25 protein-coding genes are annotated in these 20,778 nt (G+C 60.2%); 13 read left to right on the top strand and 12 right to left on the bottom strand.

Features of this window, described 5'->3' with window-relative positions:
• Position 1: 1 nt before the first annotated feature.
• The 3 genes from J0663_RS19590 to J0663_RS19580 are packed head-to-tail and all read left to right on the top strand — an operon-like array spanning position 2 to position 2,425.
• Positions 2 to 1,411 carry an FAD-binding oxidoreductase gene (locus J0663_RS19590; RefSeq protein ID WP_207242030.1) on the top strand — a complete coding sequence of 470 codons (1,410 nt, stop codon included), beginning with the start codon at positions 2 to 4 and terminating at the stop codon, positions 1,409 to 1,411.
• A complete protein-coding gene (locus J0663_RS19585; protein WP_207242029.1) occupies positions 1,408 to 1,989 on the top strand; it encodes an NAD(P)H-dependent oxidoreductase in 582 nt (193 codons plus the stop codon). The genes J0663_RS19590 and J0663_RS19585 overlap by 4 nt, the downstream gene beginning before the upstream one ends.
• Positions 1,990 to 2,032: 43 nt before the next feature.
• Positions 2,033 to 2,425, top strand: coding sequence for a RidA family protein (locus tag J0663_RS19580; RefSeq protein ID WP_207242028.1), 393 nt, complete (start codon positions 2,033 to 2,035; stop codon positions 2,423 to 2,425).
• A gap of 29 nt (positions 2,426 to 2,454) precedes the next feature.
• Here J0663_RS19580 and J0663_RS19575 read toward each other — a convergent pair whose 3' ends face one another.
• The 3 genes from J0663_RS19575 to J0663_RS19565 form a co-directional block, all read right to left on the bottom strand.
• Positions 2,455 to 2,721, bottom strand: coding sequence for a hypothetical protein (locus tag J0663_RS19575; RefSeq protein WP_207242027.1), 267 nt, complete (start codon positions 2,719 to 2,721; stop codon positions 2,455 to 2,457).
• Positions 2,721 to 2,891: a hypothetical protein gene (locus J0663_RS19570; RefSeq protein WP_164517744.1), complete on the bottom strand. Its 171-nt coding sequence runs from the start codon at positions 2,889 to 2,891 to the stop codon at positions 2,721 to 2,723. The genes J0663_RS19575 and J0663_RS19570 overlap by 1 nt, the downstream gene beginning before the upstream one ends.
• Positions 2,892 to 3,009: 118 nt before the next feature.
• On the bottom strand, positions 3,010 to 3,267 hold the full coding sequence (locus J0663_RS19565; RefSeq protein ID WP_207242026.1) for a DUF982 domain-containing protein: 258 nt from the start codon (positions 3,265 to 3,267) through the stop codon (positions 3,010 to 3,012).
• Positions 3,268 to 3,671: 404 nt separating this feature from the next.
• Between J0663_RS19565 and J0663_RS19560 the strand changes: the two genes are divergently transcribed.
• Entirely contained in the window at positions 3,672 to 4,499 is an 828-nt protein-coding gene (locus J0663_RS19560; RefSeq protein WP_207242025.1) for a nickel-binding protein, read from the top strand.
• Positions 4,500 to 4,679: 180 nt separating this feature from the next.
• Here the strand turns inward: J0663_RS19560 and J0663_RS19555 are convergent, their stop codons facing one another.
• Together J0663_RS19555 and J0663_RS19550 are read right to left on the bottom strand one after the other, a co-directional pair.
• Positions 4,680 to 4,973: a DUF982 domain-containing protein gene (locus tag J0663_RS19555; protein ID WP_207242024.1), complete on the bottom strand. Its 294-nt coding sequence runs from the start codon at positions 4,971 to 4,973 to the stop codon at positions 4,680 to 4,682.
• A gap of 582 nt (positions 4,974 to 5,555) precedes the next feature.
• Complete coding sequence (locus J0663_RS19550; RefSeq protein WP_207242023.1) at positions 5,556 to 6,500, bottom strand: AraC family transcriptional regulator; 945 nt, start codon at positions 6,498 to 6,500, stop codon at positions 5,556 to 5,558.
• Between the two features lie 76 nt (positions 6,501 to 6,576).
• Here J0663_RS19550 and J0663_RS19545 point away from each other — a divergent pair, with 76 nt between their 5' ends.
• Positions 6,577 to 7,404, top strand: a complete 828-nt coding sequence (locus J0663_RS19545) for an oxidoreductase (protein WP_207242022.1) — start codon at positions 6,577 to 6,579, stop codon at positions 7,402 to 7,404.
• A gap of 500 nt (positions 7,405 to 7,904) precedes the next feature.
• Positions 7,905 to 9,695 carry an ABC transporter ATP-binding protein gene (locus J0663_RS19540; RefSeq protein ID WP_207242021.1) on the top strand — a complete coding sequence of 597 codons (1,791 nt, stop codon included), beginning with the start codon at positions 7,905 to 7,907 and terminating at the stop codon, positions 9,693 to 9,695.
• A gap of 126 nt (positions 9,696 to 9,821) precedes the next feature.
• On the opposite strand, the gene J0663_RS19535 is transcribed toward J0663_RS19540, so the two are convergent.
• Positions 9,822 to 11,228 (bottom strand): adenylate/guanylate cyclase domain-containing protein, encoded by a 1,407-nt coding sequence (locus tag J0663_RS19535; RefSeq protein ID WP_207242020.1) that lies wholly within the window; start codon positions 11,226 to 11,228, stop codon positions 9,822 to 9,824.
• 281 nt (positions 11,229 to 11,509) lie between these two features.
• On the opposite strand from J0663_RS19535, the gene J0663_RS19530 reads away from it, so the two are divergent.
• Positions 11,510 to 12,247 (top strand): hypothetical protein, encoded by a 738-nt coding sequence (locus tag J0663_RS19530; protein ID WP_207242019.1) that lies wholly within the window; start codon positions 11,510 to 11,512, stop codon positions 12,245 to 12,247.
• Here J0663_RS19530 and J0663_RS19525 read toward each other — a convergent pair.
• Together J0663_RS19525 and J0663_RS19520 are read right to left on the bottom strand one after the other, a co-directional pair.
• Positions 12,244 to 13,755, bottom strand: a complete 1,512-nt coding sequence (locus J0663_RS19525) for an FAD-dependent monooxygenase (RefSeq protein WP_207242018.1) — start codon at positions 13,753 to 13,755, stop codon at positions 12,244 to 12,246. The two genes, J0663_RS19530 and J0663_RS19525, sit on opposite strands and share 4 nt — an antisense overlap.
• A gap of 338 nt (positions 13,756 to 14,093) precedes the next feature.
• Positions 14,094 to 14,264: a hypothetical protein gene (locus J0663_RS19520; protein ID WP_207242017.1), complete on the bottom strand. Its 171-nt coding sequence runs from the start codon at positions 14,262 to 14,264 to the stop codon at positions 14,094 to 14,096.
• A 207-nt stretch (positions 14,265 to 14,471) separates the two neighbouring features.
• Between J0663_RS19520 and J0663_RS19515 the strand changes: the two genes are divergently transcribed.
• Positions 14,472 to 14,717 (top strand): hypothetical protein, encoded by a 246-nt coding sequence (locus J0663_RS19515; protein ID WP_207242016.1) that lies wholly within the window; start codon positions 14,472 to 14,474, stop codon positions 14,715 to 14,717.
• A gap of 78 nt (positions 14,718 to 14,795) precedes the next feature.
• Here the strand turns inward: J0663_RS19515 and J0663_RS19510 are convergent, their stop codons facing one another.
• A complete protein-coding gene (locus J0663_RS19510) occupies positions 14,796 to 14,999 on the bottom strand; it encodes a CsbD family protein (RefSeq protein WP_207242015.1) in 204 nt (67 codons plus the stop codon).
• A 336-nt stretch (positions 15,000 to 15,335) separates the two neighbouring features.
• On the opposite strand from J0663_RS19510, the gene J0663_RS19505 reads away from it, so the two are divergent.
• The 4 genes from J0663_RS19505 to J0663_RS19490 all read left to right on the top strand — a co-directional run bounded on the left by J0663_RS19505 (position 15,336) and on the right by J0663_RS19490 (position 18,880).
• A complete protein-coding gene (locus tag J0663_RS19505) occupies positions 15,336 to 15,644 on the top strand; it encodes a hypothetical protein (protein WP_207242014.1) in 309 nt (102 codons plus the stop codon).
• Positions 15,645 to 16,039: 395 nt separating this feature from the next.
• On the top strand, positions 16,040 to 17,335 hold the full coding sequence (locus tag J0663_RS19500; protein WP_207242013.1) for a tyrosine-type recombinase/integrase: 1,296 nt from the start codon (positions 16,040 to 16,042) through the stop codon (positions 17,333 to 17,335).
• Entirely contained in the window at positions 17,319 to 17,672 is a 354-nt protein-coding gene (locus J0663_RS19495) for a hypothetical protein (RefSeq protein WP_207242012.1), read from the top strand. The genes J0663_RS19500 and J0663_RS19495 overlap by 17 nt, the downstream gene beginning before the upstream one ends.
• Positions 17,673 to 17,788: 116 nt before the next feature.
• The gene (locus J0663_RS19490) at positions 17,789 to 18,880 is read left to right on the top strand and encodes a hypothetical protein (protein WP_207242011.1); all 1,092 of its coding nucleotides are present in this window, start codon (positions 17,789 to 17,791) and stop codon (positions 18,878 to 18,880) included.
• A 397-nt stretch (positions 18,881 to 19,277) separates the two neighbouring features.
• Here J0663_RS19490 and J0663_RS19485 read toward each other — a convergent pair whose 3' ends face one another.
• The 3 genes from J0663_RS19485 to J0663_RS19475 all read right to left on the bottom strand — a co-directional run bounded on the left by J0663_RS19485 (position 19,278) and on the right by J0663_RS19475 (position 20,384).
• The gene (locus J0663_RS19485) at positions 19,278 to 19,622 is read right to left on the bottom strand and encodes a hypothetical protein (protein ID WP_207242010.1); all 345 of its coding nucleotides are present in this window, start codon (positions 19,620 to 19,622) and stop codon (positions 19,278 to 19,280) included.
• A 189-nt stretch (positions 19,623 to 19,811) separates the two neighbouring features.
• A complete protein-coding gene (locus tag J0663_RS19480) occupies positions 19,812 to 20,039 on the bottom strand; it encodes an HNH endonuclease (protein ID WP_246590409.1) in 228 nt (75 codons plus the stop codon).
• 78 nt (positions 20,040 to 20,117) lie between these two features.
• The gene (locus J0663_RS19475; RefSeq protein ID WP_207242008.1) at positions 20,118 to 20,384 is read right to left on the bottom strand and encodes a hypothetical protein; all 267 of its coding nucleotides are present in this window, start codon (positions 20,382 to 20,384) and stop codon (positions 20,118 to 20,120) included.
• A 226-nt stretch (positions 20,385 to 20,610) separates the two neighbouring features.
• Here J0663_RS19475 and J0663_RS19470 point away from each other — a divergent pair, with 226 nt between their 5' ends.
• On the top strand, positions 20,611 to 20,778 hold the full coding sequence (locus J0663_RS19470; protein ID WP_207242007.1) for a type II toxin-antitoxin system antitoxin: 168 nt from the start codon (positions 20,611 to 20,613) through the stop codon (positions 20,776 to 20,778).

Here is a 20,778-nt window from a genome sequence, read left to right as displayed (position 1 = left end):
CATGCCGGATTATCAGACGATCAAACAAGAACTCGAAGGCATCGCCATTGAAGACAATCCGGCGCTGGTGCGCCAGAAGAGCCGTGATTTCTACTGGTATTCGCCTATACTGAAGGCGCAGCTCGACAATGTGACGGCCGATCTCGTCGTCACCCCGAAAAACGAGGAAGAGGTCATCCGGACGCTGAAGGTCGCCTTCGCGCATGGCGTGCCGGTCACGCCCCGCGGCGGCGGCACCGGCAATTACGGCCAGGCGATGCCGCTTTCCGGCGGGATCGTGCTGAACCTTGCCGCAATGGACAAGATCAAGGAGATCCATCCCGGCCGGGTGATCTGCGAGCCGGGCATCATCATTGCCCAGCTCGACAAGCAGACCAAGGCTCATTCCGGCCAGGAACTGCGGTTCCACCCCTCGACGGCGCAGATGGCGACGGTCGGCGGTTTCATTGCCGGCGGCTCCGGCGGCGTTGGCTCGATCACCTGGGGTGGCCTGCGCGATCTCGGCAATATTCTGCGCCTGCGGGTCGTTACCATGGAGGCCGAGCCGCGCGTGCTCGATCTCACCGGCTGGGACCTGCAGAAGGTCAGCCATGCCTACGGCACCAACGGCGTCATCACCGAGATCGAAATGCCGCTGGCGCCCGCCTATGACTGGGTGGACGTTCTCGTCGGCTATGACGACTTCATGGCCTGCGTGCGCTTTTCGGATGCGCTCGCCAAATGCAACGGCATCCTCGTCAAGGAAATCGCACCGATCGCAGCGCCGATCCCGCACGACTATTTCACCCGTCACAAGCCCTATATCCGCAAGGGACAGTCGGTAGCGGTGCTGATGATCGCCCCACATTCGATGGATGCCTTCCTAGCCTTCACCTCAGCCCACAAGGGTGAGGTGATCTTCCGCTCCGACAAGGTCGAGAGCATGAAGGGCATCCCGCATGCCTATGAACTTGCCTGGAACCACACGACGCTGCGCGCGCTGAAGGTCGATCCGGGCTTCACCTATCTGCAGGTCCAGTATCCGGGCCCGGATCACGTGGCCAAGGTCGCCAAGATGGTGGAGATCTTCGGCGACGAAGTTCCCGGCCATCTGGAATTCATCAAGTTCGACGGGCAGATCCAGTGCTCCGGCCTGCCGCTGGTGCGCTATACCACAGAGGAGCGTCTCGAAGAGATCATCCGGATCCACCAGGATCACGGCTGCCCGATCTTCAATCCGCACCGCTATACGCTCGAGGAAGGCGGCATGAAGCGCACCGACAAGGTGCAGCTCGCCTTCAAGCACGAAACTGATCCGAAGGGGCTTCTGAACCCCGGCAAGATGATCGCCTGGGAGAACCCGGACTTCGATTTCAATGCCGGCAAGAACTATCTCTTCCCCGGCCTTGCGGCGGTCATGGAGGCCTCATGAGGGTGCTCGTGCTGCATTCGCATCCGGTGGAGGAAAGCTACGGCAAGGCGCTCTACAAGCAGACGCTGGAAAGCCTGCGCAAGGCCGGCCATGAAGTGGACGGATGCGATCTCTACGCCGAGAATTTCGATCCCGTTCTTTCCCGGCATGACCGGCTCGCCTATCACGATTATCCCGGCAATACCGAACCGGTGAAATCCCATGTCGAGCGGCTGAAGCGGGCCGAAGGACTGGTGCTGGTAACACCGGTCTGGAACTTCGGTTTCCCCGCAATATTGAAGGGTTATTTTGATCGGGTCTGGCTTCCCGGCGTCTCGTTCGAACTGGTCGACGGCAAGGTGGAATCGCGGCTACGCCATATCAGGAAGCTTGCCGCCGTGCTGACTTATGGCGCAACGCCGTTCCGTGCCTTCGTGGCCGGCAACCCGCCGAAAAAGATCGTCAAACGCGTGCTGCGAGCGCAGATCAACCCGCTGCGGCCGGTCACATTCCTTGTCCATTACGACATGAACAATTGCACGGAGGAAACGCGGACACGGTTTCTGCAGAAGGTGACGAGCGCTATGGAGCGCTTCTGACCATGTGGAAGGACTGCCCGTCCAAACACCTTAGGGATTTCCGATGAAGAAGGTTTTTAACCCGACCTCCGTCCGCCGCCCGTTCGGGCATTACAATCACGGGCTGCTGGTGCCGCCGGGCGCCTCTCTGCTCGTGACCTCGGGGCAGCTCGGCATCGGCCCGGACGAGACGGTGCCGGAGGATATCGGCGCACAGGCGGAACTCTGCTTCGAGGCGATCAAGGCGATTCTTGCCGAGGCCGAGATGAGTTTTGCCGATGTGATCAGAATCTCGACCTTTGTGACGAAGCGTGAGGATTTCCCGGCCTATATGGCCGTGCGGGATCGTTACACGCTCGATCCGAAGCCGGTCTCGACGCTGATCATCGTCGGTGGCTTCACCCGCCCTGAATTCCTCGTAGAAGTCGAGGTCACGGCCGCCAAACTGTTTCGCTGAGGCGGGCCGACGCGGGCAGAACGACTTCTTCAAAGCGCGTCGCGCTCGTATCGCGGTGTCCAGCCGCGGGCCATGCCGCGGCTCATCACACGTTCGGCCAGCGCCAGTTGCCGGCGCAGATGCCTGCAGTCATCGAGCAGCGAGCGGATCGCCGCCTTGGCATCATCGTCATGCCAGGCCAGCACGGCTTCCACTTCCCACTCACGATCGGACGATGCCTGGTCTCGCCGCTCCTGATCGGAGGCCCCTTGATCGGGCCGGCTCTGTCCAGGGCGCGGGTTCTCTGCCGGCTGCATCAGTTCAGCGCCAGCGGCAACTGCACCGGGCGCGGCAAGGGCGGCAGCGGCCGGCTGAGTTCCACCTTTTTCTGCCAGGCGGCGCGGCGCTGCTGATCCCGCTCGCGGGCCGCGCGAGAGGCTTCGACGAGGGCTAGGGCGTTGGCGATCACCTGTTCCGTATGTGTCATGACCATCTCCAATGTTCCTGTTTTGTTCTACATTAAACTTTTGCCCGGAGAAGTCAAGCGCCGGGGGACCTTCGCGTGGGAACGGGAGGAAACGGGGAAAGCGAGGTGCGGCCGCGGTTCAATCCGCGGCTTCAATGACGGCGATGCCCGCCTCCTGCGCCGCCCTGACGAAGGCGGCCCGGACATAATCCGGCGGTAGATCGCCGATAATCGCATCCAGGCAGGCTTTGACGGCTTCGAAATATTCTTCGCCGTCATCCACCGGCCAGTCATGGAGGAGCGTGCGCGCGGCATCCCACACAGAGTTAATTACGGCATAATGCCCGAGCCCCATCGAGGCCAGGCCGACCGGTCGAAAATGTGCCGTCTGTCTCACTTTGCTACAGCTTTTCCTAATTTCGGCGAGCTACTCGATGATATGCAATTTGCATGCCGTGGCAGCGGCCGTCGATCATGGCCAAGTCGGACATGTCTCTCCATGCGCGATCCGGCAGGCGACGCTTGAGAACGGAAACGTCCGAAGCGTCTCGAGGGGGTTCCGGAAAACCTGCCATCAGTCATTAGGCGACAGATTATGGTAAATATCAGAGTTATGGCACCAATCCTACTCACTAAAACCGGCTATTTCCTTGCATATTGTATCGCACATCCAGCAACGCGCTGCCTTTGCGGAAGCAACGCGTCGCAATGATCAGTCATTGATTGTTCCGAAGGTGGACGGGAACGCATCGAAATCGTACAATGCCACCTCCAGCACGAGGCGGATCTGGAGGACGCGCGATGCCTATCTTCATGGACCGGCACTACCTCAAAGGAACCTCGCCTGCCGAAGTTGCCCAGGCACATCGCATGGATATCGACATTCAGGATCAATACGGTGTCAAGTTTCTGACCTATTGGTTCGACGAACGGCGGGGGACGGCCTTCTGCCTGGTGGATGCGCCCGATATCGAAACCGTCAACTGCGTACATCGCGAGGCGCACGGTTTCGTCGCCAATGAGATTGTCGAGGTGGCTCTATCGGCCGTCGAGGCCTTTCTCGGTCGCATTAATGATCCCGATCCGGCGCCCGGCCAATCCGCGCCGCACATGGATCCTGGCCACCGGGCGATCCTGTTTACCGATATCGTCGGCTCGACCGAGATGACGGCCCGCCTCGGCGACCGCATGGCGACGGAGCTGGTCAGGGCCCATGACGCGATCGTGCGCCGGTGCCTCGTCAAAAATTCCGGCCGCGAAGTGAAGCACACCGGCGACGGCATCATGGCGGCCTTCGCGGCTGCGACCGCGGCCGTGGAATGCGCCAGGGCGATCCAGCAGGAATTCCAGCATTACAACGGCAGCAATGCCGAGCCGATCCATGTTCGCATCGGCCTCGATTGCGGCGAGCCAGTCGAGGACAGCAACGACTTGTTCGGTACGACGGTGCAGCTCGCGGCCCGCCTCTGCGCGGCCGCAGCCAGTGACCAGATCCTGGTGTCGGAGAATATATTCCGGGAATATGGCGCCGGCGACCTCTTCGCCCACGCAGCACGCCGGCGCCTCAAGGGATTTTCCAAGCCCATGCTGGTCTTCCGCTGCGATTGGGCGGGTGCCGGCCAGCATTGACCGGCGTCGCGACCGGGAAGCCCTGCTCCCGCTACGGGCTCTGCAGCGAGCGCAATCCGACCCGCGCTTCGTCTTCAGGCTGATCGCCACACGCCGAGATAAACGGTCAAGAAATTTTCCCGCAGTAGCTGATTTCGCTCACTGCGGCTTTATGCCTGTCAGTCTACGATCTGGATCAGATCAGGCATTGCCGATCGTTTGATCGGCCATCAGGTGCTCGAATTTCGGAGCGCTCTCCGCCTTGGCCAGTACGCCCGACATCTTCAGAAAGCGACGGAAATTCTCCCTCGCCGCGCTTAGCGGGAACCGGCCGCTCGCCGTATCCCTGCACGCCTTCAACAACGTGTCATATGCCAAGCCTCGTTTGTCCTGTGGCCACTCGTCCAGAAAATCGAAGATTTCGTCGAGACTCGTGATCTCGGCGACGAAATGCTGGCGACGAAGCAAAACAGGCTCAAACCGAGCTGAAGACATAGTAACCTCCCATTTATATTACTTTTTTATGGAACAATATTACTGAAAATCGTCGATTTGTTCAAGGAAAAATCGAGATTAGTTCGCTCGAGAACACTATGAACTTGCTTCCATAATCGCAGAATAGCTCGAGCAGATTATCGGGATTCCGATAACGGGGGACGGTCGCTCGATGATGGAAGCCATTTCCTATCAGATCAGCGTGATCGCTCTCGCCGGTCCTCGCATCTAGTTGTATCGGCATGATAGATTGCCGAGACAGATATCAGGAGAAGCTCAGATGACCCGATTCCTCACATTGGTCGCAACCGGCGCGATGATCGGTTTGTCCACGCTCATGTCTTCCTGCAACACCTCGCCCGCGAGGCAGGACCGGCAGGATTTTCAGTATCAACGGGATACGTCGAGGAACCCGGCCTGCGCGGGTGGCTTCAGGCCCAGCAATGCTCGCTCTTGCAGCTATTGAAACGGGCTCGTCAGTTGGCGCCCGGCACGGCGGAATTCCGGGCTCACAGGTGCTCCGTCATGTATCCCGGCGGCTGACGTTCCGAATCGAATGCATCTGCCCCCACGGCGACTGCGTCACCCCTCCCCGATCAGGTCTCCCAGGTGCTGGCGGGCCCAGCTCGCCTCTTGCGAGGCCGTACGGCCGAAGTGCCGCTTGAAATCGCGGCTGAACTGAGCCGGACTGAGATAGCCGACCGCCAGTGCAATATCGGCAATCGTCCTATCTTGGCGCGCCATCATCAGCCTTGCCTCGTGAAGCCGCATTGCCTTCAGGTACTGAATCGGACTGCTTCCCGTCAGTTCCTTGAAATGGGAGTGATAGGTCGGGACGCTCATGCCCGCTTCCGCCGCAAGCGCTGCAACCGAGATCTTCGTGGCATGGTCCTCGCGCAATCTGGCCAGGCTCCGGACGATGCGGCCGGAAGCGCCTCCTTGCTGCAGCGCCGCGATCATTGCAGATCCTTGCGGGCCGACGAGAACTCTGTAGTGCAACTCGTGCAGGATGTTCCCAGCCAGTACGGCCGTCTCGACGGGATCACCGAGCGCCCTCAGAAGGCGTCCAAGGACGTCCTCGATCTGCGGTTCCATGGCACTTGAAACAAGGCTTTTCGCCCGGGCTACGGACTGCCGCGGATTTTGCCTCTCGACCTCCGAAGCGATCCTGGCCGCCAAAGCGATATCGAAATCGACATAGACAGCCAGCAGCGGCCGTTGCGGGCTCGCAAAGGACTCCATGCGGAAGGGAACAGGGATCGACACGGCCAGGTAATGGTCCTCGTCATATCGATAAACATTGCCTTCAAGCATTCCTTGCTTGCGGCCCTGAAGGACGAAAACCGCGCCTGGTCGGTAAAGGACCGGGACGTCCCGAAGAACCGTTTCGCTCCTGAGAATGCGGACAGCGCCAAGTCCCGTCGCATTATAGCCCTGGCGGGGAGCAAGCCGCGCGGCCAGCTCGACCAATTCGCTCCGCCGGGACGCTTCTGAAAGGGTATTCATAGGAATTGGCAAGACACTCATAGCAATCGGCCTCGATACCCCTCTGGCGACAGATTATCCGTCAATCGGATCAACCGAGACCAAGGGAAAGTCAAGCATGCCAAAGAGAAGCTTTTTTGTAACCGGAGCCAATTCCGGCTTCGGCTTTGCTATCGCCGCCGCCGCCAGCAAGGCCGGTCATACAGTCATCGGCACCGTCCGATCGGAAGCGTCGCGAGCGAGCCTTTCAGAGCGCCTCCCGGACGTCCGCTCCGTTTTATGCGATGTCACCGCCTTCGACCGAATAGCCGTTGTAGTGGAACAGGTCGAAAAGGATCACGGTCCCGTCGATGTGCTGATCAACAATGCAGGCTACGGTCACGAAGGCGTTCTTGAAGAGTCGCCGCTCGAAGAAATGAGACGCCAATTCGATGTGAACGTCTTCGGTGCCGTCGCCGTCGCCAAGGCGTTCCTGCCGCGTTTCCGGCAAAGGCGTCGCGGTTTCATCGTGAACGTAACGTCGATGGGCGGAATGATCACCATGCCGGGCATCGCTTACTACTGTGGCAGCAAATTCGCGCTCCAGGGGATCTCAGAGGTCATGCGCTCCGAAATGGCTCCCTTCGGCGTTCACGTCACTGCTCTCTGCCCCGGCTCCTTCCGGACCGACTGGGCAGGACGTTCGATGGTGCGGACCGATCGCTCTATCCCGGATTACGATGCGCTGTTCGATCCGATCCGCCATGCGCGGCAGGAAAGGAGCGGCAGGCAGCCCGGCGATCCGGATAAACTTGCCGCAGCGGTTCTTGACCTGATCGAATCCAACAACCCACCGCCGCAGCTTTTGCTCGGAAGCGATGCCCTCAAACTTGTCCTGCAGCGCATTGAGCGCCTGCAGCAGGAGATCGACGCCTGGAAAGCCGTCACCCTTTCAACCGATGGCTGATCGACCGCTCGATGACGGTGGCGGGCACGCCAAAAGCCGGCCACCTCGCCTCGTGTAAATGCCACTCCGGCCGAAGGTCAACACTCCGGCCGTTCTCGGCGCGACCGCACAGAATGCAACATCTCTGGCCTGGCCTGAGCGGGTCGAGACACCAGCTATCATTCTTTCCCAGTCTCTGAATTGTGTCGTTTCCGCATCACTGTCCTTGCGGTTGTAATTTCCCTCTTGGCAATGGCGAATAGCTTCGCTACAAAACGCTACCGCTTCAGATCGAACAAAGGGAGGCGTTGAATGGCATCAGCAATCATCGAAGCCCTCCCGCGTGGTATGTCCCGACGCTAGGTCATATCCGTTCGCGGCCCGCCTTAAGCGCGCCCGACATGCGGCTTTTCCATCCTTCACAGCCCGATTGATCTGACGGGATCACTTCGTCTTCCGCGCGGGCTGTGCCTTTCAACTGTCGATTTTGAGGACCGGAATACCGTCCGGGCAAGATTAAAATGGCTCGCAAGAAGCTCGATTTCCGCGCCGATGCCTATCGTCACGTGCTCGGCTTTGTTTTTCATCATTGGCGCCACCGACCGGCACTGGTGGGCGCCATCATTGTGCTGGTCGTCGCCAGCACGCTGGCAGAGGTCATGGTTCCGGTGTTTTCCGGCCGGATCGTCGATGCCATCGCCGGCGGCAACGCGGCCGATGGTGCGCTCAGCGCCTTTGTCTTCGTCGTGGTGCTCGGCCTGACCAGCGTCGTGCTGCGCTGGTTCATCTTCAACGGCATCATCCGGCTGACGCTGCGCATCATGGCGGATGTCGTCAATAACGGTTTTCACAAGGTGCAGCGCTTCTCGACCGACTGGCACGCCAACAGCTTCGCCGGTTCGACGGTTCGCAAGATCACCCGCGGCATGTGGGCGCTGGACTCGCTCAACGACCTGTTGCTGGTGGCCCTGTTGCCCTCCATCGTCATGCTGGTCGGCGCCAGCATCGTGCTCGGCAGCTACTGGCTGGTCATGGGGCTGATCGTGGCTGCGGGCTCGCTGATCTATATCGGCGTCACCGTGGCGCTTTCCATGGGCTTCGTCTCGCCGGCGGCAAGGCTCGCTAATGCCTGGGACACCAGGCTCGGCGGCGCGCTGGCGGATGCGATCAGCTGCAATTCAGTGGTCAAGGCCTTCGGTGCTGAAAAGCGCGAAGAAGCCCGCTTGCGGCATGTGCTGTCGAAATGGGACAGCCGCACGCGGCGGACGTGGAAGCGCGGCACTTTGAGCGGCACGATCCAGGGCTTCATGATGGTTTCCATGCAGGCCGGCATTCTGGGAACGGGCCTGGTCATGTGGCAGCAAGGGCTGGCAAGCCCCGGCGACATCACCTTCGTCCTGGCGATGTTCTTCGTTCTGCAAGGTTATCTGCGCAATGTCGGCCAGGACATCCGCAATCTGCAGCGCGCCGTCAACGACATGGAGGAACTGGTGCTGCTCGACAGGATGCCGCTTGGCATCGAAGACAAGCCGCACGCCAAGCCGATCGCGATCGGCGCGGGCGAGATCGTCTTCGATCGCGTCACCTTCCAGTATGGCGCTCACCCCGACCCGCTCTACAAGGACTTCTCGGTCACCGTCAGGCCCGGCGAACGAGTCGGCCTTGTTGGGCATTCGGGCTCGGGCAAGACCACTTTCGTCAAGCTGATCCAGCGCCTCTATGACGTGAACTCGGGCGCCATCCGCATCGACGGGCAGGATATCGCCGAGGTCACACAATCAAGCCTTCGTGGCCAGATCGCTATCGTGCAGCAGGAGCCCATCCTGTTTCACCGCACGCTGGCGGAAAACATCGCCTATAGCAGGCCGAACGCCTCGCGGCGCGAGATCGAGCAGGCGGCGAAGCAGGCCAATGCGCACGGCTTCATTATGGACCTTCCGAAGGGCTATGAGACGATGGTCGGCGAGCGTGGCGTCAAGCTCTCGGGCGGCGAGCGGCAGCGTGTCGCCATCGCCCGCGCCTTCCTGGCCGATGCCCCGGTGCTAATCCTCGACGAGGCGACGTCGAGCCTCGACAGCGAGAGCGAGGTGCAGATCCAGCAGGCGATGGAAAGGCTAATGGACGGCCGGACGACGCTTGTCATCGCGCACCGGCTGTCGACAGTGCGGGCGCTCGACCGGCTGCTGGTCTTCGACAAGGGCAAGATCGTCGAAGAAGGCGACCATCAAGCGCTGATCCGGCTCAATAACGGCATCTACCGCCGGCTGTTCGAACGCCAGGCGCTGGAGCTGACCAAGGGACTGGTTGCGTAAACCGAGGCGCCAGGCTGCCGCTCTGGCGCTTCTTCTTCTGCACCTGCATTCGACATTGGGACCACGAGCGGAGCTGCGGCCAAAGCACCCGGCGCAAACGATACCGGCAGCTTCAGCGGACTATGCTTACGACAAGGCGAAGATTCTGACCTCGCGGCCGATGCCCTGAAGTTCCGCCATCCGCGAGGCCGAGACGATGCCGCCGTCGCGCAGGATCTCCGAAACATGGGCGTCCTCGACAACAGTCTCGGTCGTCATGATCACATTGGGATCGGCAAGGCCCTGGACGCGAGAGGCGATATTGACCGTCTGGCCGAAATAGTCCTGCCGGTCGTTCAGGTTGACGGCGAGGCACGGTCCCTCATGGATACCGATCTTCAGCAGGAGGTCCTCGCTGCCGTGCTCGGCATTCAGCCGGCGCATTGCCTCCCGCATCCTCAGTGCGGCCGCGACCGCCCGGTCCGGGCTCGGAAAGGTCGCCATCACGGCATCGCCGATCGTCTTGACGACCGCTCCGGCCTCGGTGGCGACGATCTCGTGAAGGACGCGAAAATGCGCCCGCACCAGATCGAAAGCGGCCAGATCGCCGACACGCTCGTAAAGCGCCGTCGAGCCCCTCAGATCGGTGAAGAGGAAAGTCAGGCTGGTGATCTTGAGACGCTGGTCGACGTCGAGCGTGTCGGTCCGGTAGATATCGCGGAAGCTTTGGTTCGTCAGCAGCCGCTTGGCGGTCAGAAACGCCCGCCTGCGGCCGAGGAGCTCGTGCAGGTCATCTCCGGCAATGCAGACATTCGGCACCACCCTGCGATCGGTGTGGTTCTCGAGGGTAAGCCGCAGCGTGCCGGGACGCAGCGTCACGGTTTCGTTCAGCGCATGCCCGCGGCTGATGACCATCGAGAGATTCTGGCGCTCGCCGGTGGGCTCCCCCTGCACATCGATGAACTGCGCCGAATGGGTCACCGCATCGAAGATGATGACGAATTGCGCCGGCAGTTGCAGCGAGACGAACGCCTTTTCGCCCGGCGCCAGCTCGATCATCTCCAGCAGGATGCGGTCGAACTTGGCTTCGAGATCCTCCGGCAGGTCGACACCGGAGCTGAAGAAAATCTGGCGGTAATATTCGAGCGGCGGCAGCCGGTCGGGCTCGTGCGCGGCAATCCTGCGCACCCGCGGACTGACCGTGAAGGTGACCTCGACCATCTCGTCGAGCGTCGGTTCGTATCCTGCCGCACAGAGGGCACAATGATAGGTGTCCTGGTTGACCCCCTTGAGGGTGGCGCCGCTGTCGAGGACCCCGCCGCATCCCGGACAAAGCACATTCCACGTCATCTCGAATGCGCCGATGCGGGCCGCGTGCAGAAAGGCTGCGATGGTCTTTTCTTCATCGAGATGATGCTTGTCGGCGAAGGCGAGCGCATTGATGCGATTGAGATCGCGATCGACGCCGTGCTTGACGACGTTTTCGATACACTCGACCGTCTGCGGGTCAGCCGCCTGTCGCAGGGTGGCAAAAAGGACGTCCACTTCGCTCATTGGACAAGTCTCGGTGCTGACAACACGGCGAACGACATCCAGGATCATACCATGGGACCTTGCCAATAGAAATCTTTGCGCCTCGATAATGCCCGGCATGCAATTTTCCGGTGTCGGCTTTGGCGGCCTCCTCGCGCCGCCTCGGAAATCGCGGGGCTGCCCGGATAAGCTGCGGGCGTCAATAATCCGGGGAATGACGCACAAAACGCTAACATCACCGCCTGGAAATCCTTTACGATCAGTCGTTTCGGCCTCTCGGGGCCTGTCGCAAAGGAGAAACGATGGATCGTCTCGTCGGCGCGGATGAAGGGGCTCGATCGGCGGATCGGGCTGAAGAAGCCGGTCGTGCGGATGGTCTGGCGCGAGACGTCACGGCGGTCAAAATCGGCGACTGTCTCCTCGGTTACAAGGCCGTGCAGCGCCGCATGCGGGGCGGCCGCTGGAACCATTTCCGCGGCCGGATGCGCGAGATCGAAAAATTGATCCGGCATCGCCATGGCGAGATCGTGCCCGAGGCGGATGACGCCTTGATCTATGTCGAGGTGATTGCCAGCCTCGCCTTTGTCGAATTCAGGCAAGCCTTCGTCGAGGTCGTCCTCGGCTGGGCGGCGCGATGGCTGCCCTGGGCCGGGAAAGGCGCCATAGAGGAAATCATCTACGAGCGGACGAAAGTGCGCTATGCCCCCTTGACCGCCGACGCGCTCGGTCACTCCCTGCATCTGAGCTACGCCGAACGCAGTGCGCTCGACATTCGCACCATCGGCGCCTTCGACGTGCCGAAGACGAAACGAGCAAACCTGCAAAAGGGAAAGCGGCGCAGGCGCGACCGAAGCCGAAAAGAGGAGCAGCGGCGGGCCGCCGGCGCGCTTTCCAGAGCCGACTATCTCGGCAATTCCCTCAGCACGACCCGCCCCTGGGAGGCTTTCGGCATCAGCCGCCGAACCTGGGAGCGCCGCGGCAAACCGATGCCGGAACCGAAGATAATACTGGACGCCGCCGCCGTGCCGCTCGCCGCTTAGAAGCTTTCCGGCTTTGAGCGGGGCGTTCCGAACCAGCTCGTCATCGCTTCGTGCAGACCATCCTGCGTCCGCTCGCCTACCCACGCCACATAACCATCGGGGCGAACCAGCACCGCCGACGGCGCGGAGACCGCACCGAGCCCCGGCAGCTCCCAGGGCCCGGCATAACTGGCGTGGACCAGAGGCACGCGGTCCGACCAAGGCGTAATGTCGAGGCTCCCGGCTGCGCCGAAGTTCAACAGCACCGGCCGCGCATTTCTAAGCAGCGTAAAAACGCGGGTCGGACCACCCGGCGTGATCAGGTCGAGGTCGGGCATGCGGCGGCCGAGCAGCGGATGCCCCTCGCCGAACTCGTAACGGATGGCAAGGCCGGACATTTCGGCAGCGATCTTCTTGCGGGCCTGCTCCAGGCCGAGCAGCTCCAGGACGATGTCGCGCAACGCTTCGCTGCGGTCATCGCTGCGTTGCAATGCGACCTGCGCCATCGTCACACGCAACACGCGGGCGGCGACCGGATGTCGTTCGGCATGATAGCTGTCGAGCAGGGCCTCGGGCGATATCCCCTTCACCACCTGGGCGAGCTTCCAGCCGAGATTCACGGCATCCTGCACACCGGTATTGAGGCCCTGCCCGCCGACCGGGGAATGCACATGCGCGGCGTCGCCCGCCAGGAAAACCCTGCCCTTGCGGTAGACCTCCGCCTGCCGCGACATATCGGTGAACCTGGAAATCCACCTCAGGCCATGAATGCCGTAATCCGTGCCGCAGGCGGCGATCAGCGCTTGCCTGAGATCGTCGAGCGTCGGCTCGCCCGTGGCGCCGGCCCCTCTCTCAGTCACCATGACGTTGATCGGACCTTCGCTCGCAAAGACCACCTTGCCGCCGCGGATTTCATAGTCCTCGCGGCCGAAAGCATGCATGCCGAGCGCCGTGCGATGGACGCCGAGCGGCGGTTCCTCCTCCATCTCCGCTTCGGCGAGAATGTTGCTGGTCGTCGCATCCCAGCCCGGAAAGGCGATGCCGGCCGTCTTGCGTACCAGACTGCGGCCGCCATCGCAGCCGACGAGATAGCCTGCCCTGAGCTGAGCCCCATCGGAGAACTCGATGCTGACGCCGGTGTCATCCTGCACGAAACCGGTGAGTTCGCGGCCGCGATAGATCGCCACCGGCAGTTCGCCGACCCAGCCGGCCAGGATGCGCTCGATATGTTTCTGCCGCAGCGCCAGCCCGTAATTGTGACGCGTCGGGAAATCGCTGATATCGAGCCGTGTGACGGCAAATCCGGTGACCTGGGCGACCTGCCCTTCCGCGAGGAACCGGTCGACGATGCCGCGCTGATCGAGAACCTCGAGCGTGCGCGCACTCAGACCGCCGGCCCGTGAACCGACGATCTCCTGATTTTCGCGGCGTTCGACGATGGCGACATCGATGCCCGCCAAGGCCAATTCGCCCGCCAGCATCAGCCCCGTCGGCCCGCCGCCAGCGATTACGACCGCATGTTCTTTCATCCGCAAACTCCTCCGTTCAGATTAGCCGAGCGCAATAGCCGGCATTCCGGGCCGACCTGGCCGGCTGATTCTCCTTGATTTCGTAAGTCCCGCCCGGATGCCGATTTCCCTGTCGCAGGTTGTTCCCCCTATAAGTATAAGCTCTCTACTGGTGGGAAGGACTTGCGACAGAATCTCTGCCTTGCTTTCCAAAGCCCATATCGCTTGCCGCTTGCGAGATTTCCGGCGGTGGAACCCAGGTGTTTCAGCATGACCAGACCGGGTGGACGCCGGATCTGGCAAACGCTTTGCCTTTCACCATTCGTTCTCGGCGATCAAAAGCAGCTGACCAGCGCCTCTCACTGCGGGGCTGTTGCTTTCTGCGGTATGGTCTGAGCAGCTGGTTGCTCGGACGGATCGGCCGGATGGCCATAGATTGTGTAAACGGCGCCCGCCAGAATGCCCAAGACGAGAAGAACGAGCACGTACAACATCATTCCGCGGATGGCCGTTTTCGGTGTCCTGTCCATCGTGGACCTCCAGGATAACTCGGGAGTCAAAGTTAATGCGAGCGCTTTTGGTTCCGAGAATGAAGCCTGTGGACTTCCCGCCACCGCATTCGGGATATCGGGCTGTTCGCCGTCGCCACCGCATTGATTGGCGATCGAATAGACCCGCACGGAACGATCCGGTGCGCATCTGGTTTATCTACACGCACCTTGCTAGCGGAGGCTACCATGTGGGCAATCCTGATCGGCGCCGCTCTCATAATCGGCGGACTTCTTTTTCTCTTCTCTTCGGCGCTTCTCCGAAAGCCGAGCAATCCGCATCAATTGCCGCAAGGCGGCACGACGCTGGAACCACGACGCCAGGGCCTGAGGTTCCTCGGCCTGTCGCACAACTGGCCAGCCTTGGCCGTTATTGCGATCGGCGCCCTTCTGTTGGCTTTCGGCGGCTACTTCGAGATCCCGGCAGCACCTTGACCGCTCGGCATTGCGAGGAGGCGGCCCCGGCCTCATCGATAACAAAAACCCGGCGATTGCCGGGTTCCTGTTCAGGCGCTACCAAGTCTGGCGACCGCACCAGTCATCGACGTCGCGTTTGACGCGATCCCTTTCGATGCCATAGCGTTCCTGTATTTTGCCTTCCAATTGGTCGCGCTTGCCCGCGATCTGGTCGAGATCATCGTCCGTGAGTTTGCCCCACTGCTCCTTGATCTTGCCTTTCGCCTGCTTCCAATTTCCTTCCACACGATTCCAATCCATGGCGGATTTCTCCTATTCGTTGATGCGAACAAAACGAACCGCGATGGAAGTTGGTTCCTGTGACTTTGGGCGAATTCACAGACCTCGGCCTATCCTGCGCGTCGGCTGCGACACGCATGGTTTTGCGAGGTCTCGGCGAGGTTGGTGGCGATGGCGATAACGTCGGCACCCTCGAGGTCGCGAGCGGTTTTGCGAGCAGCAACCGCGACACTAGACGAACACGAGCACCACCCTCTCCCTGAGGCGCACCGGCCGGCGCATTTCCGGGGAGCGCGCAGCCGTTCATCGGAGGTTAATGCTTGTTAACTCAGAATCGCAGCCTGAAAGGATGCGCCGATGAAGATGCTTTTTTCCTCACTTGCAGCCATGGTCTTGTCTGCATCTTTCGCCTTGCCGCTAAACGCCGCGCCGATTGTCGTGCCGAACGCAGTACAGCTGCACAGCCCCGACATCGAGCAGGTCAAACACCGGAGCCATCGGAAATGGCATGCGAAACGCCACTGGAAACAGCGATACGCCTACCGCGACTGCCGGTATTACGGTTCCTGCTATCGTCCGCGGTATTACGGGTATCGCGACTATTACGGCTATCGCGACCCATACCCCTATCGTCGGTCAGGTGTGACCGTTTACTTTGATTTTTAGCCGGCGGCGCCACGCAAACCAACCTTGGCGCTCGACAGGCGAGCCCGTCGGAGTTCCACTCCGGCGGGCTTTCCATGTGCCACGTGACAATCATGTGCCGTAAAGGTGCGCAATACGCGCTGCAAAATCGGTAGACAGCGGTAATGTTTCGCGCCAACCAACCCAATTAAAACATGGAAATCATTGCTATTTTATGGTGAGAGCGTCGGGGTTCGAACCCGAGACCTACTGATTAAAAGTCAGGCTTGTTGTGTTTCATCGAATTTCCTTCTGTTTCCTATTGCATTGTTTTTTCGTCATTTTGTTCCTATATTCCCGTTGAATGCATCATCGAGTTTCACCGTGTTTCTGTCGCCGGTGGCGACTCGGTGGCGACTAAATGAAGTGAGGGGAAATTGCCGACAATCAAAATCAGCCGTAAGGCGCTTGCGGACATCGTGCCCAGCGCAAAGCCTACCATCTATTACGACGCCACCCTCAAGGGTTTCGGTCTTAAGGTAATGCCGACCGGCGCCAAGTCGTGGATTATCGAGTACCGGCCTGGCGCCGGCGGCCGCGGCGTTTCGAAGAAGCGCATCAAGATCGGCACACTAGCCACTCACTCGCCGGAGGCGGCCCGGGACGAAGCATCGCGCACCCTCGCCCGCGTGACGCTCGGCTCGGATCCCGCCGCGTCAAGGTCTGACGAGCGCAAAGGCCAAACGGTCGCTGAAGTCGCCGACTCATGGCTTGAAGAGCACGTGCGGATTAAGCGTAAGCCCAGGACATACGGCGAATACAAATTGGCCGTAGAACGCTACATCAGGCCCGTGCTTGGAAGCATGAAATTCTCTCTCGTGGAGCCATCTGACGTGCTCCGCATGCAGGCAAAGATCATCCGTGGCAAAACAAACAAGGCCAACGGTGGGCGCACAATGGCCAATCGCGCGCTGGCCGCTCTGTCAGCCATATACGGCTGGGCGCAAGACTTGAGGATCGTCCCCGTCGGCTTCAATCCGGTCACGTCTATCGAGCGCTTCAAGGAAAACCAGATCGAGCGCTTTCTGACGTCCGAAGAAATCGGAGCACTGGCCGCGGCCCTTACTGAGGCCGAAACGATCGGCCTTCCCTATGAAATTGACGAGACGAAAGCCAAGGCTAAGCACGCGAACAAGGCTGAGAACCGTCGAACTGTCTACGGCGAGCACGCAATAGCCGCCATAAGGCTATATCTCTTTACCGGCTGCCGGCGCAGTGAAATCTTGAAGCTCATGTGGTCAGACGTCGACCTCGAGCGAGGTATCTTGTTTCTGCCGGACTCCAAGACGGGCAAGAAGCCGGTGATTTTGTCACCCCAGGCGCAGGCAATCCTTACGAATCTGACCCGAATTGGAAAATATGTGATAGCTGGTGCGGATGCCGGCACGGAGAACGAAGCGCCGCGCGCAGACCTTGACCGGCCATGGAAGGCAGTGACGCGCCGCGCCGGCCTGGATAAGCTTAGACTTCACGACCTCCGACACACCTATGCAAGCATCGGCGCAGGCGGCGGCCAGGGATTGCCGATTATTGGAAAGCTCCTCGGCCACAAGAACATGGCCACAACGCAGCGCTATGCGCACCTAGACACGGATCCGATGCGACGTGTAACGGACTTCATCGGCGACCATATCGACCGGGCGATCGGAGGCGGAAATGGCCAAGCTGCCTGAGGGGTTTAGTGTGCAAGCCATCCCCATCCGCTCGGCTTTGGCGGAGGGAAGAACGGAAGACGCCAAGACCGAGGTCGTCCGACTCCTGCTCACCGGCAAGGCGGACAAGATCGTCCAGCGTCTCGCGGCGGAAATGATCCGGCCGCCAAAGCGCGGACGCGGTCGTCGCTCTGCCCTTACGCGGCACTGGCATGAGATTGGCGAGGAATACCATCAACTGCGTGAGGCTGGCGTGAAGTACGAAGACGCCCTCCGCATCGCTTCGGAAAAGTTCGGCTATTCGGAGACGCACGTCCGTAATGCGATTGCTGATTATGATCAGGGTCGATCTGTTTAGATGGCAAAGAAACTTCACTCTGCATTCTTGTTGCCCTGTGGATAACATATCCTCGAGCCGCTAGCGCTCTCTCAACGCGATCCCTATAGTTCGTTGCGTGCAATGGCGGGAACTTCATGAAGCCGGACAAACTTCGCAACCTGCTGCAGGAAATGGATACTCGCGTCGCGCGGATGCAACGTGAAAGGACGGACCACTTCACTGCGAACCTGTCAGGGATCCGGACCGATGTTCAACGACTTCTCAGCAAAGTCGATTCCATACGAACGTCGGACATCTCCGCACTGGAGCTAACGCTTTCTGCCATTCCGATTAATGACACGGACCGATCGAGTTTGCGTAATCTGCTGCTCGGCATGAAGTTCGGCCTTAATCGCCTCGGCCCTGAGGATGTGCTTGAGGCCGTGCCTGGTCAGAAGCCCGCAGCTTTTCAGTTTGGCTTCGACGGCGAACGCGTCGTCGTGGTTGATCAGCCTCTTAGAACTCGAGAGCGCGACAGGGACATCGCCGCTGCAGCATTAGAAGCGGCCATCGAGAAGGGCGTCTATGTTGGTGAACAGCTGGCTCAGTCGAATTGTTCGCCGCGATTGAGGGAAGCCTTCAAGTCACTCCAGGACAAGCTCGAGGCGCGCTCTAACATCATTCAGGTAGGCATGTACAACCAGGCATGTGGACGTGTCTTGAGAGGGGATGTCGAGGAACTTTCGCCCACGCTTTTCGAGCTATTGCGATCACACGTCGAGCTCGTCTTTGCTGCGGCGTCGCAGTTTGAAGATTGGCGGGTATTCCGTGAGAATGCGGTGGACATAGATCGAGACTCCGTCGCCGCACTTTCCCAAAGCACGCTTGCCTTGGTACGAGGTCTTAAAGCACAACCGGACACGGATCCCGATGTAGCGGCCGCTCTCGATACTGTGGTGGGCTGGACGCAAGACAAAGCGGCTGACAAACGCGACGTGCTTGCTCTGACCGGCACTCTGCAAAACCTATGGTCTCTCGCTGCCAAATCTGCGCTTGCCAAGGAAGTTGCCAGCGAAGGTCGCAAGCTCGTAGCCAAAGCTATAATCGCAACTCTTCTGGCCGCCACCACGGCCGGCGCGCTCGCTGCCTTCGGCAAGGTGCCTGGAGCGGAGTGGATCGAAACGACCGTCGCATATTTCAAATCTGCGACAGAAAGCCCTGCTGCCGCGCCCGACAATAATCGGTAGCCCCGCCCGAAGGCGAGGCCACGTCATTAAAACCCTGGCACGCCTACTGCCTGTACGGCCTATCCCTTTCCGATACTTTGATCCCCTCGCAGCGAAGCTGATCAGAGCCAGACAAGTAGCGGCGCAGGTTGCCGATCTGCATGTTTTTATGTCGAGGGCAGTAGCCGTTTGTTTTATGTGGCTTGCACAGCCCGCAGGCTGCAATGCGTGGACGTTTCCTCTTGTGATGCATTTCGATCTCCGAGCGAAGTCGGTGCGCCCCGATGGCGCACGCGTTTCTGTCGGAGATGGATGGTCGTGCTGTTCATCTGCACTCTTTACTACAGCGGCGAGAAACGGAAAAGCCGCCGGCAGGTGACGCCGACGGCGCGCTTGTTGGCCACCCTGGCATTGGCGACTAGAAATCGAAATATACGCTCACGCCTGACCGACGATGATACGGGTAATTGCGATAGCCGTAGTCGCGATAAGGGTAGTAATCGCGATAACCATAATAGTCGCGGTGGCCGTAATACCGCGGTCGATAGCACGAGCCATAATACCGGCAGTCACGGTAAGCGTACCGGTGTTTCTTCCAGTGGCCATACGCATGTCCATGACCGTGGCGACGGTAATGGATCAGATCGACGTCGGCGACGGACATCGCTATTGATTTCGGCACGACCATCGGCGTGGCGCTTAGCGGCAGGGCGAAAGATGCAGACAAGACCATTGCTGCAAGTGTGGAAAAAAGCATCTTCATCGGCGCATCCTTTCAGGCTGCGATTTTGGGTTAATGAGCATTAACCTCCGATGAACGGCTACGCGCTTGGAGGAAGACCGGCCGGCGCGCCGCTGGTGTGGTCGCGGGTGGTGATCGCGCCGGCCATTGGTGTTCATCCTGCCCGCGCCGATGCGGCTCGACGACGGGCAGGCAGCCGGCCGCCACCGGCTATCTGGGTCGCGCGCTCGGCGCCTCCTTAATCAATTCCCAAATCTCTCCACGGCGATAGCTCGTGTATAAGAGCCAGTCCATGCCGCCGCGCTCCTCGTTGCAGCGCTTGCATGCCAGGGCGATGTTGTCACGGTTATTCCGGCCGCCGTCAGCCCGCCGACGCAAATGCTCGAGTGTCTCAGCGTTCGGCGGCTGCTTCCAGGGTGGCCGGTCACTCAGAACCATCGGCTGGAGGCAATAACAGCAGCGGCCGCCCTGTTTCTCGCGTATCTTGATGCGGTTCTGGATGTGGCGTGTCATGGCTTAGCCAGTGATAGGATCGAGGGCCTGGCCGGTCACGGTTCGCCGCGGCCGCCCGTGTGCTGTACTTAGGATTTCGATTTCGTAGATCTCGCGGCCCATCAGGGTGGCGGCTCGATTGGCCACGATCGCCGGCATGTCGCCGAACACAACACGGTCGCCGACAGCGAAGCGGAAGCTGACCGGCACCTGCGGCGGAAGCGTCGCCGGCGGCTGCCATGCCCCGCTGGCCAAGGTTGCGGGTGTGGCGGGGATGGAAACGTTCATCATCTCGGCCTCCCCTATCTTCTTGCGAAGTTTGCGCCGAGGGATCTCTTGATCAACGCGCGTGGCAGCAAAGTTCTGTCAGTGGAAGAGATGTTTGGCATCGGGTTACTCCTCATTGCGTACGTAATTGTTAGTATTTGTATATCGAATGATTTCATAGCGGTCAACAGCAAAATGCGATAAATGTTTGCATACCGCGAACATGCGGCTTGATATGGAGTGAACTGGAATGGCGAAGACAGCCGCAATCGGCATTCGTATAGAGCCCGAGTTGAAGGATGCCATCGAAGCGGCCGCCAAGGCCGAGCGCCGTTCCGTGGCGTCTTACATTGAAAAGGTGATCGCTGATGACTTGGAAAAGAGGGGCTTGCTGACGCCGGCCAGCAAAGGTGGCTGA

Origin of the sequence: Rhizobium lentis, from assembly GCF_017352135.1 — a bacterium.
GTDB classification, from domain to species: Bacteria; Pseudomonadota; Alphaproteobacteria; order Rhizobiales; family Rhizobiaceae; genus Rhizobium; species Rhizobium lentis.
This window is presented reverse-complemented; position numbering and strand designations above follow the sequence as displayed.

Excerpts from the sequence above, each read along its gene's own strand:
- J0663_RS19590 (WP_207242030.1), top strand. The coding sequence starts at position 2 with ATGCCGGATTATCAGACGATCAAACAAGAACTCGAAGGCATCGCCATT.
- J0663_RS19585 (WP_207242029.1), top strand. The coding sequence starts at position 1,408 with ATGAGGGTGCTCGTGCTGCATTCGCATCCGGTGGAGGAAAGCTACGGC.
- J0663_RS19580 (WP_207242028.1), top strand. The coding sequence starts at position 2,033 with ATGAAGAAGGTTTTTAACCCGACCTCCGTCCGCCGCCCGTTCGGGCAT.
- J0663_RS19575 (WP_207242027.1), bottom strand. The coding sequence starts at position 2,721 with ATGCAGCCGGCAGAGAACCCGCGCCCTGGACAGAGCCGGCCCGATCAA.
- J0663_RS19570 (WP_164517744.1), bottom strand. The coding sequence starts at position 2,891 with ATGACACATACGGAACAGGTGATCGCCAACGCCCTAGCCCTCGTCGAA.
- J0663_RS19560 (WP_207242025.1), top strand. The coding sequence starts at position 3,672 with ATGCCTATCTTCATGGACCGGCACTACCTCAAAGGAACCTCGCCTGCC.
- J0663_RS19555 (WP_207242024.1), bottom strand. The coding sequence starts at position 4,973 with ATGTCTTCAGCTCGGTTTGAGCCTGTTTTGCTTCGTCGCCAGCATTTC.
- J0663_RS19550 (WP_207242023.1), bottom strand. The coding sequence starts at position 6,500 with ATGAGTGTCTTGCCAATTCCTATGAATACCCTTTCAGAAGCGTCCCGG.
- J0663_RS19545 (WP_207242022.1), top strand. The coding sequence starts at position 6,577 with ATGCCAAAGAGAAGCTTTTTTGTAACCGGAGCCAATTCCGGCTTCGGC.
- J0663_RS19540 (WP_207242021.1), top strand. The coding sequence starts at position 7,905 with ATGGCTCGCAAGAAGCTCGATTTCCGCGCCGATGCCTATCGTCACGTG.
- J0663_RS19535 (WP_207242020.1), bottom strand. The coding sequence starts at position 11,228 with ATGAGCGAAGTGGACGTCCTTTTTGCCACCCTGCGACAGGCGGCTGAC.
- J0663_RS19530 (WP_207242019.1), top strand. The coding sequence starts at position 11,510 with ATGGATCGTCTCGTCGGCGCGGATGAAGGGGCTCGATCGGCGGATCGG.
- J0663_RS19525 (WP_207242018.1), bottom strand. The coding sequence starts at position 13,755 with ATGAAAGAACATGCGGTCGTAATCGCTGGCGGCGGGCCGACGGGGCTG.
- J0663_RS19520 (WP_207242017.1), bottom strand. The coding sequence starts at position 14,264 with ATGGACAGGACACCGAAAACGGCCATCCGCGGAATGATGTTGTACGTG.
- J0663_RS19515 (WP_207242016.1), top strand. The coding sequence starts at position 14,472 with ATGTGGGCAATCCTGATCGGCGCCGCTCTCATAATCGGCGGACTTCTT.
- J0663_RS19510 (WP_207242015.1), bottom strand. The coding sequence starts at position 14,999 with ATGGATTGGAATCGTGTGGAAGGAAATTGGAAGCAGGCGAAAGGCAAG.
- J0663_RS19505 (WP_207242014.1), top strand. The coding sequence starts at position 15,336 with ATGAAGATGCTTTTTTCCTCACTTGCAGCCATGGTCTTGTCTGCATCT.
- J0663_RS19495 (WP_207242012.1), top strand. The coding sequence starts at position 17,319 with ATGGCCAAGCTGCCTGAGGGGTTTAGTGTGCAAGCCATCCCCATCCGC.
- J0663_RS19490 (WP_207242011.1), top strand. The coding sequence starts at position 17,789 with ATGAAGCCGGACAAACTTCGCAACCTGCTGCAGGAAATGGATACTCGC.
- J0663_RS19485 (WP_207242010.1), bottom strand. The coding sequence starts at position 19,622 with ATGAAGATGCTTTTTTCCACACTTGCAGCAATGGTCTTGTCTGCATCT.
- J0663_RS19480 (WP_246590409.1), bottom strand. The coding sequence starts at position 20,039 with ATGGTTCTGAGTGACCGGCCACCCTGGAAGCAGCCGCCGAACGCTGAG.
- J0663_RS19475 (WP_207242008.1), bottom strand. The coding sequence starts at position 20,384 with ATGATGAACGTTTCCATCCCCGCCACACCCGCAACCTTGGCCAGCGGG.
- J0663_RS19470 (WP_207242007.1), top strand. The coding sequence starts at position 20,611 with ATGGCGAAGACAGCCGCAATCGGCATTCGTATAGAGCCCGAGTTGAAG.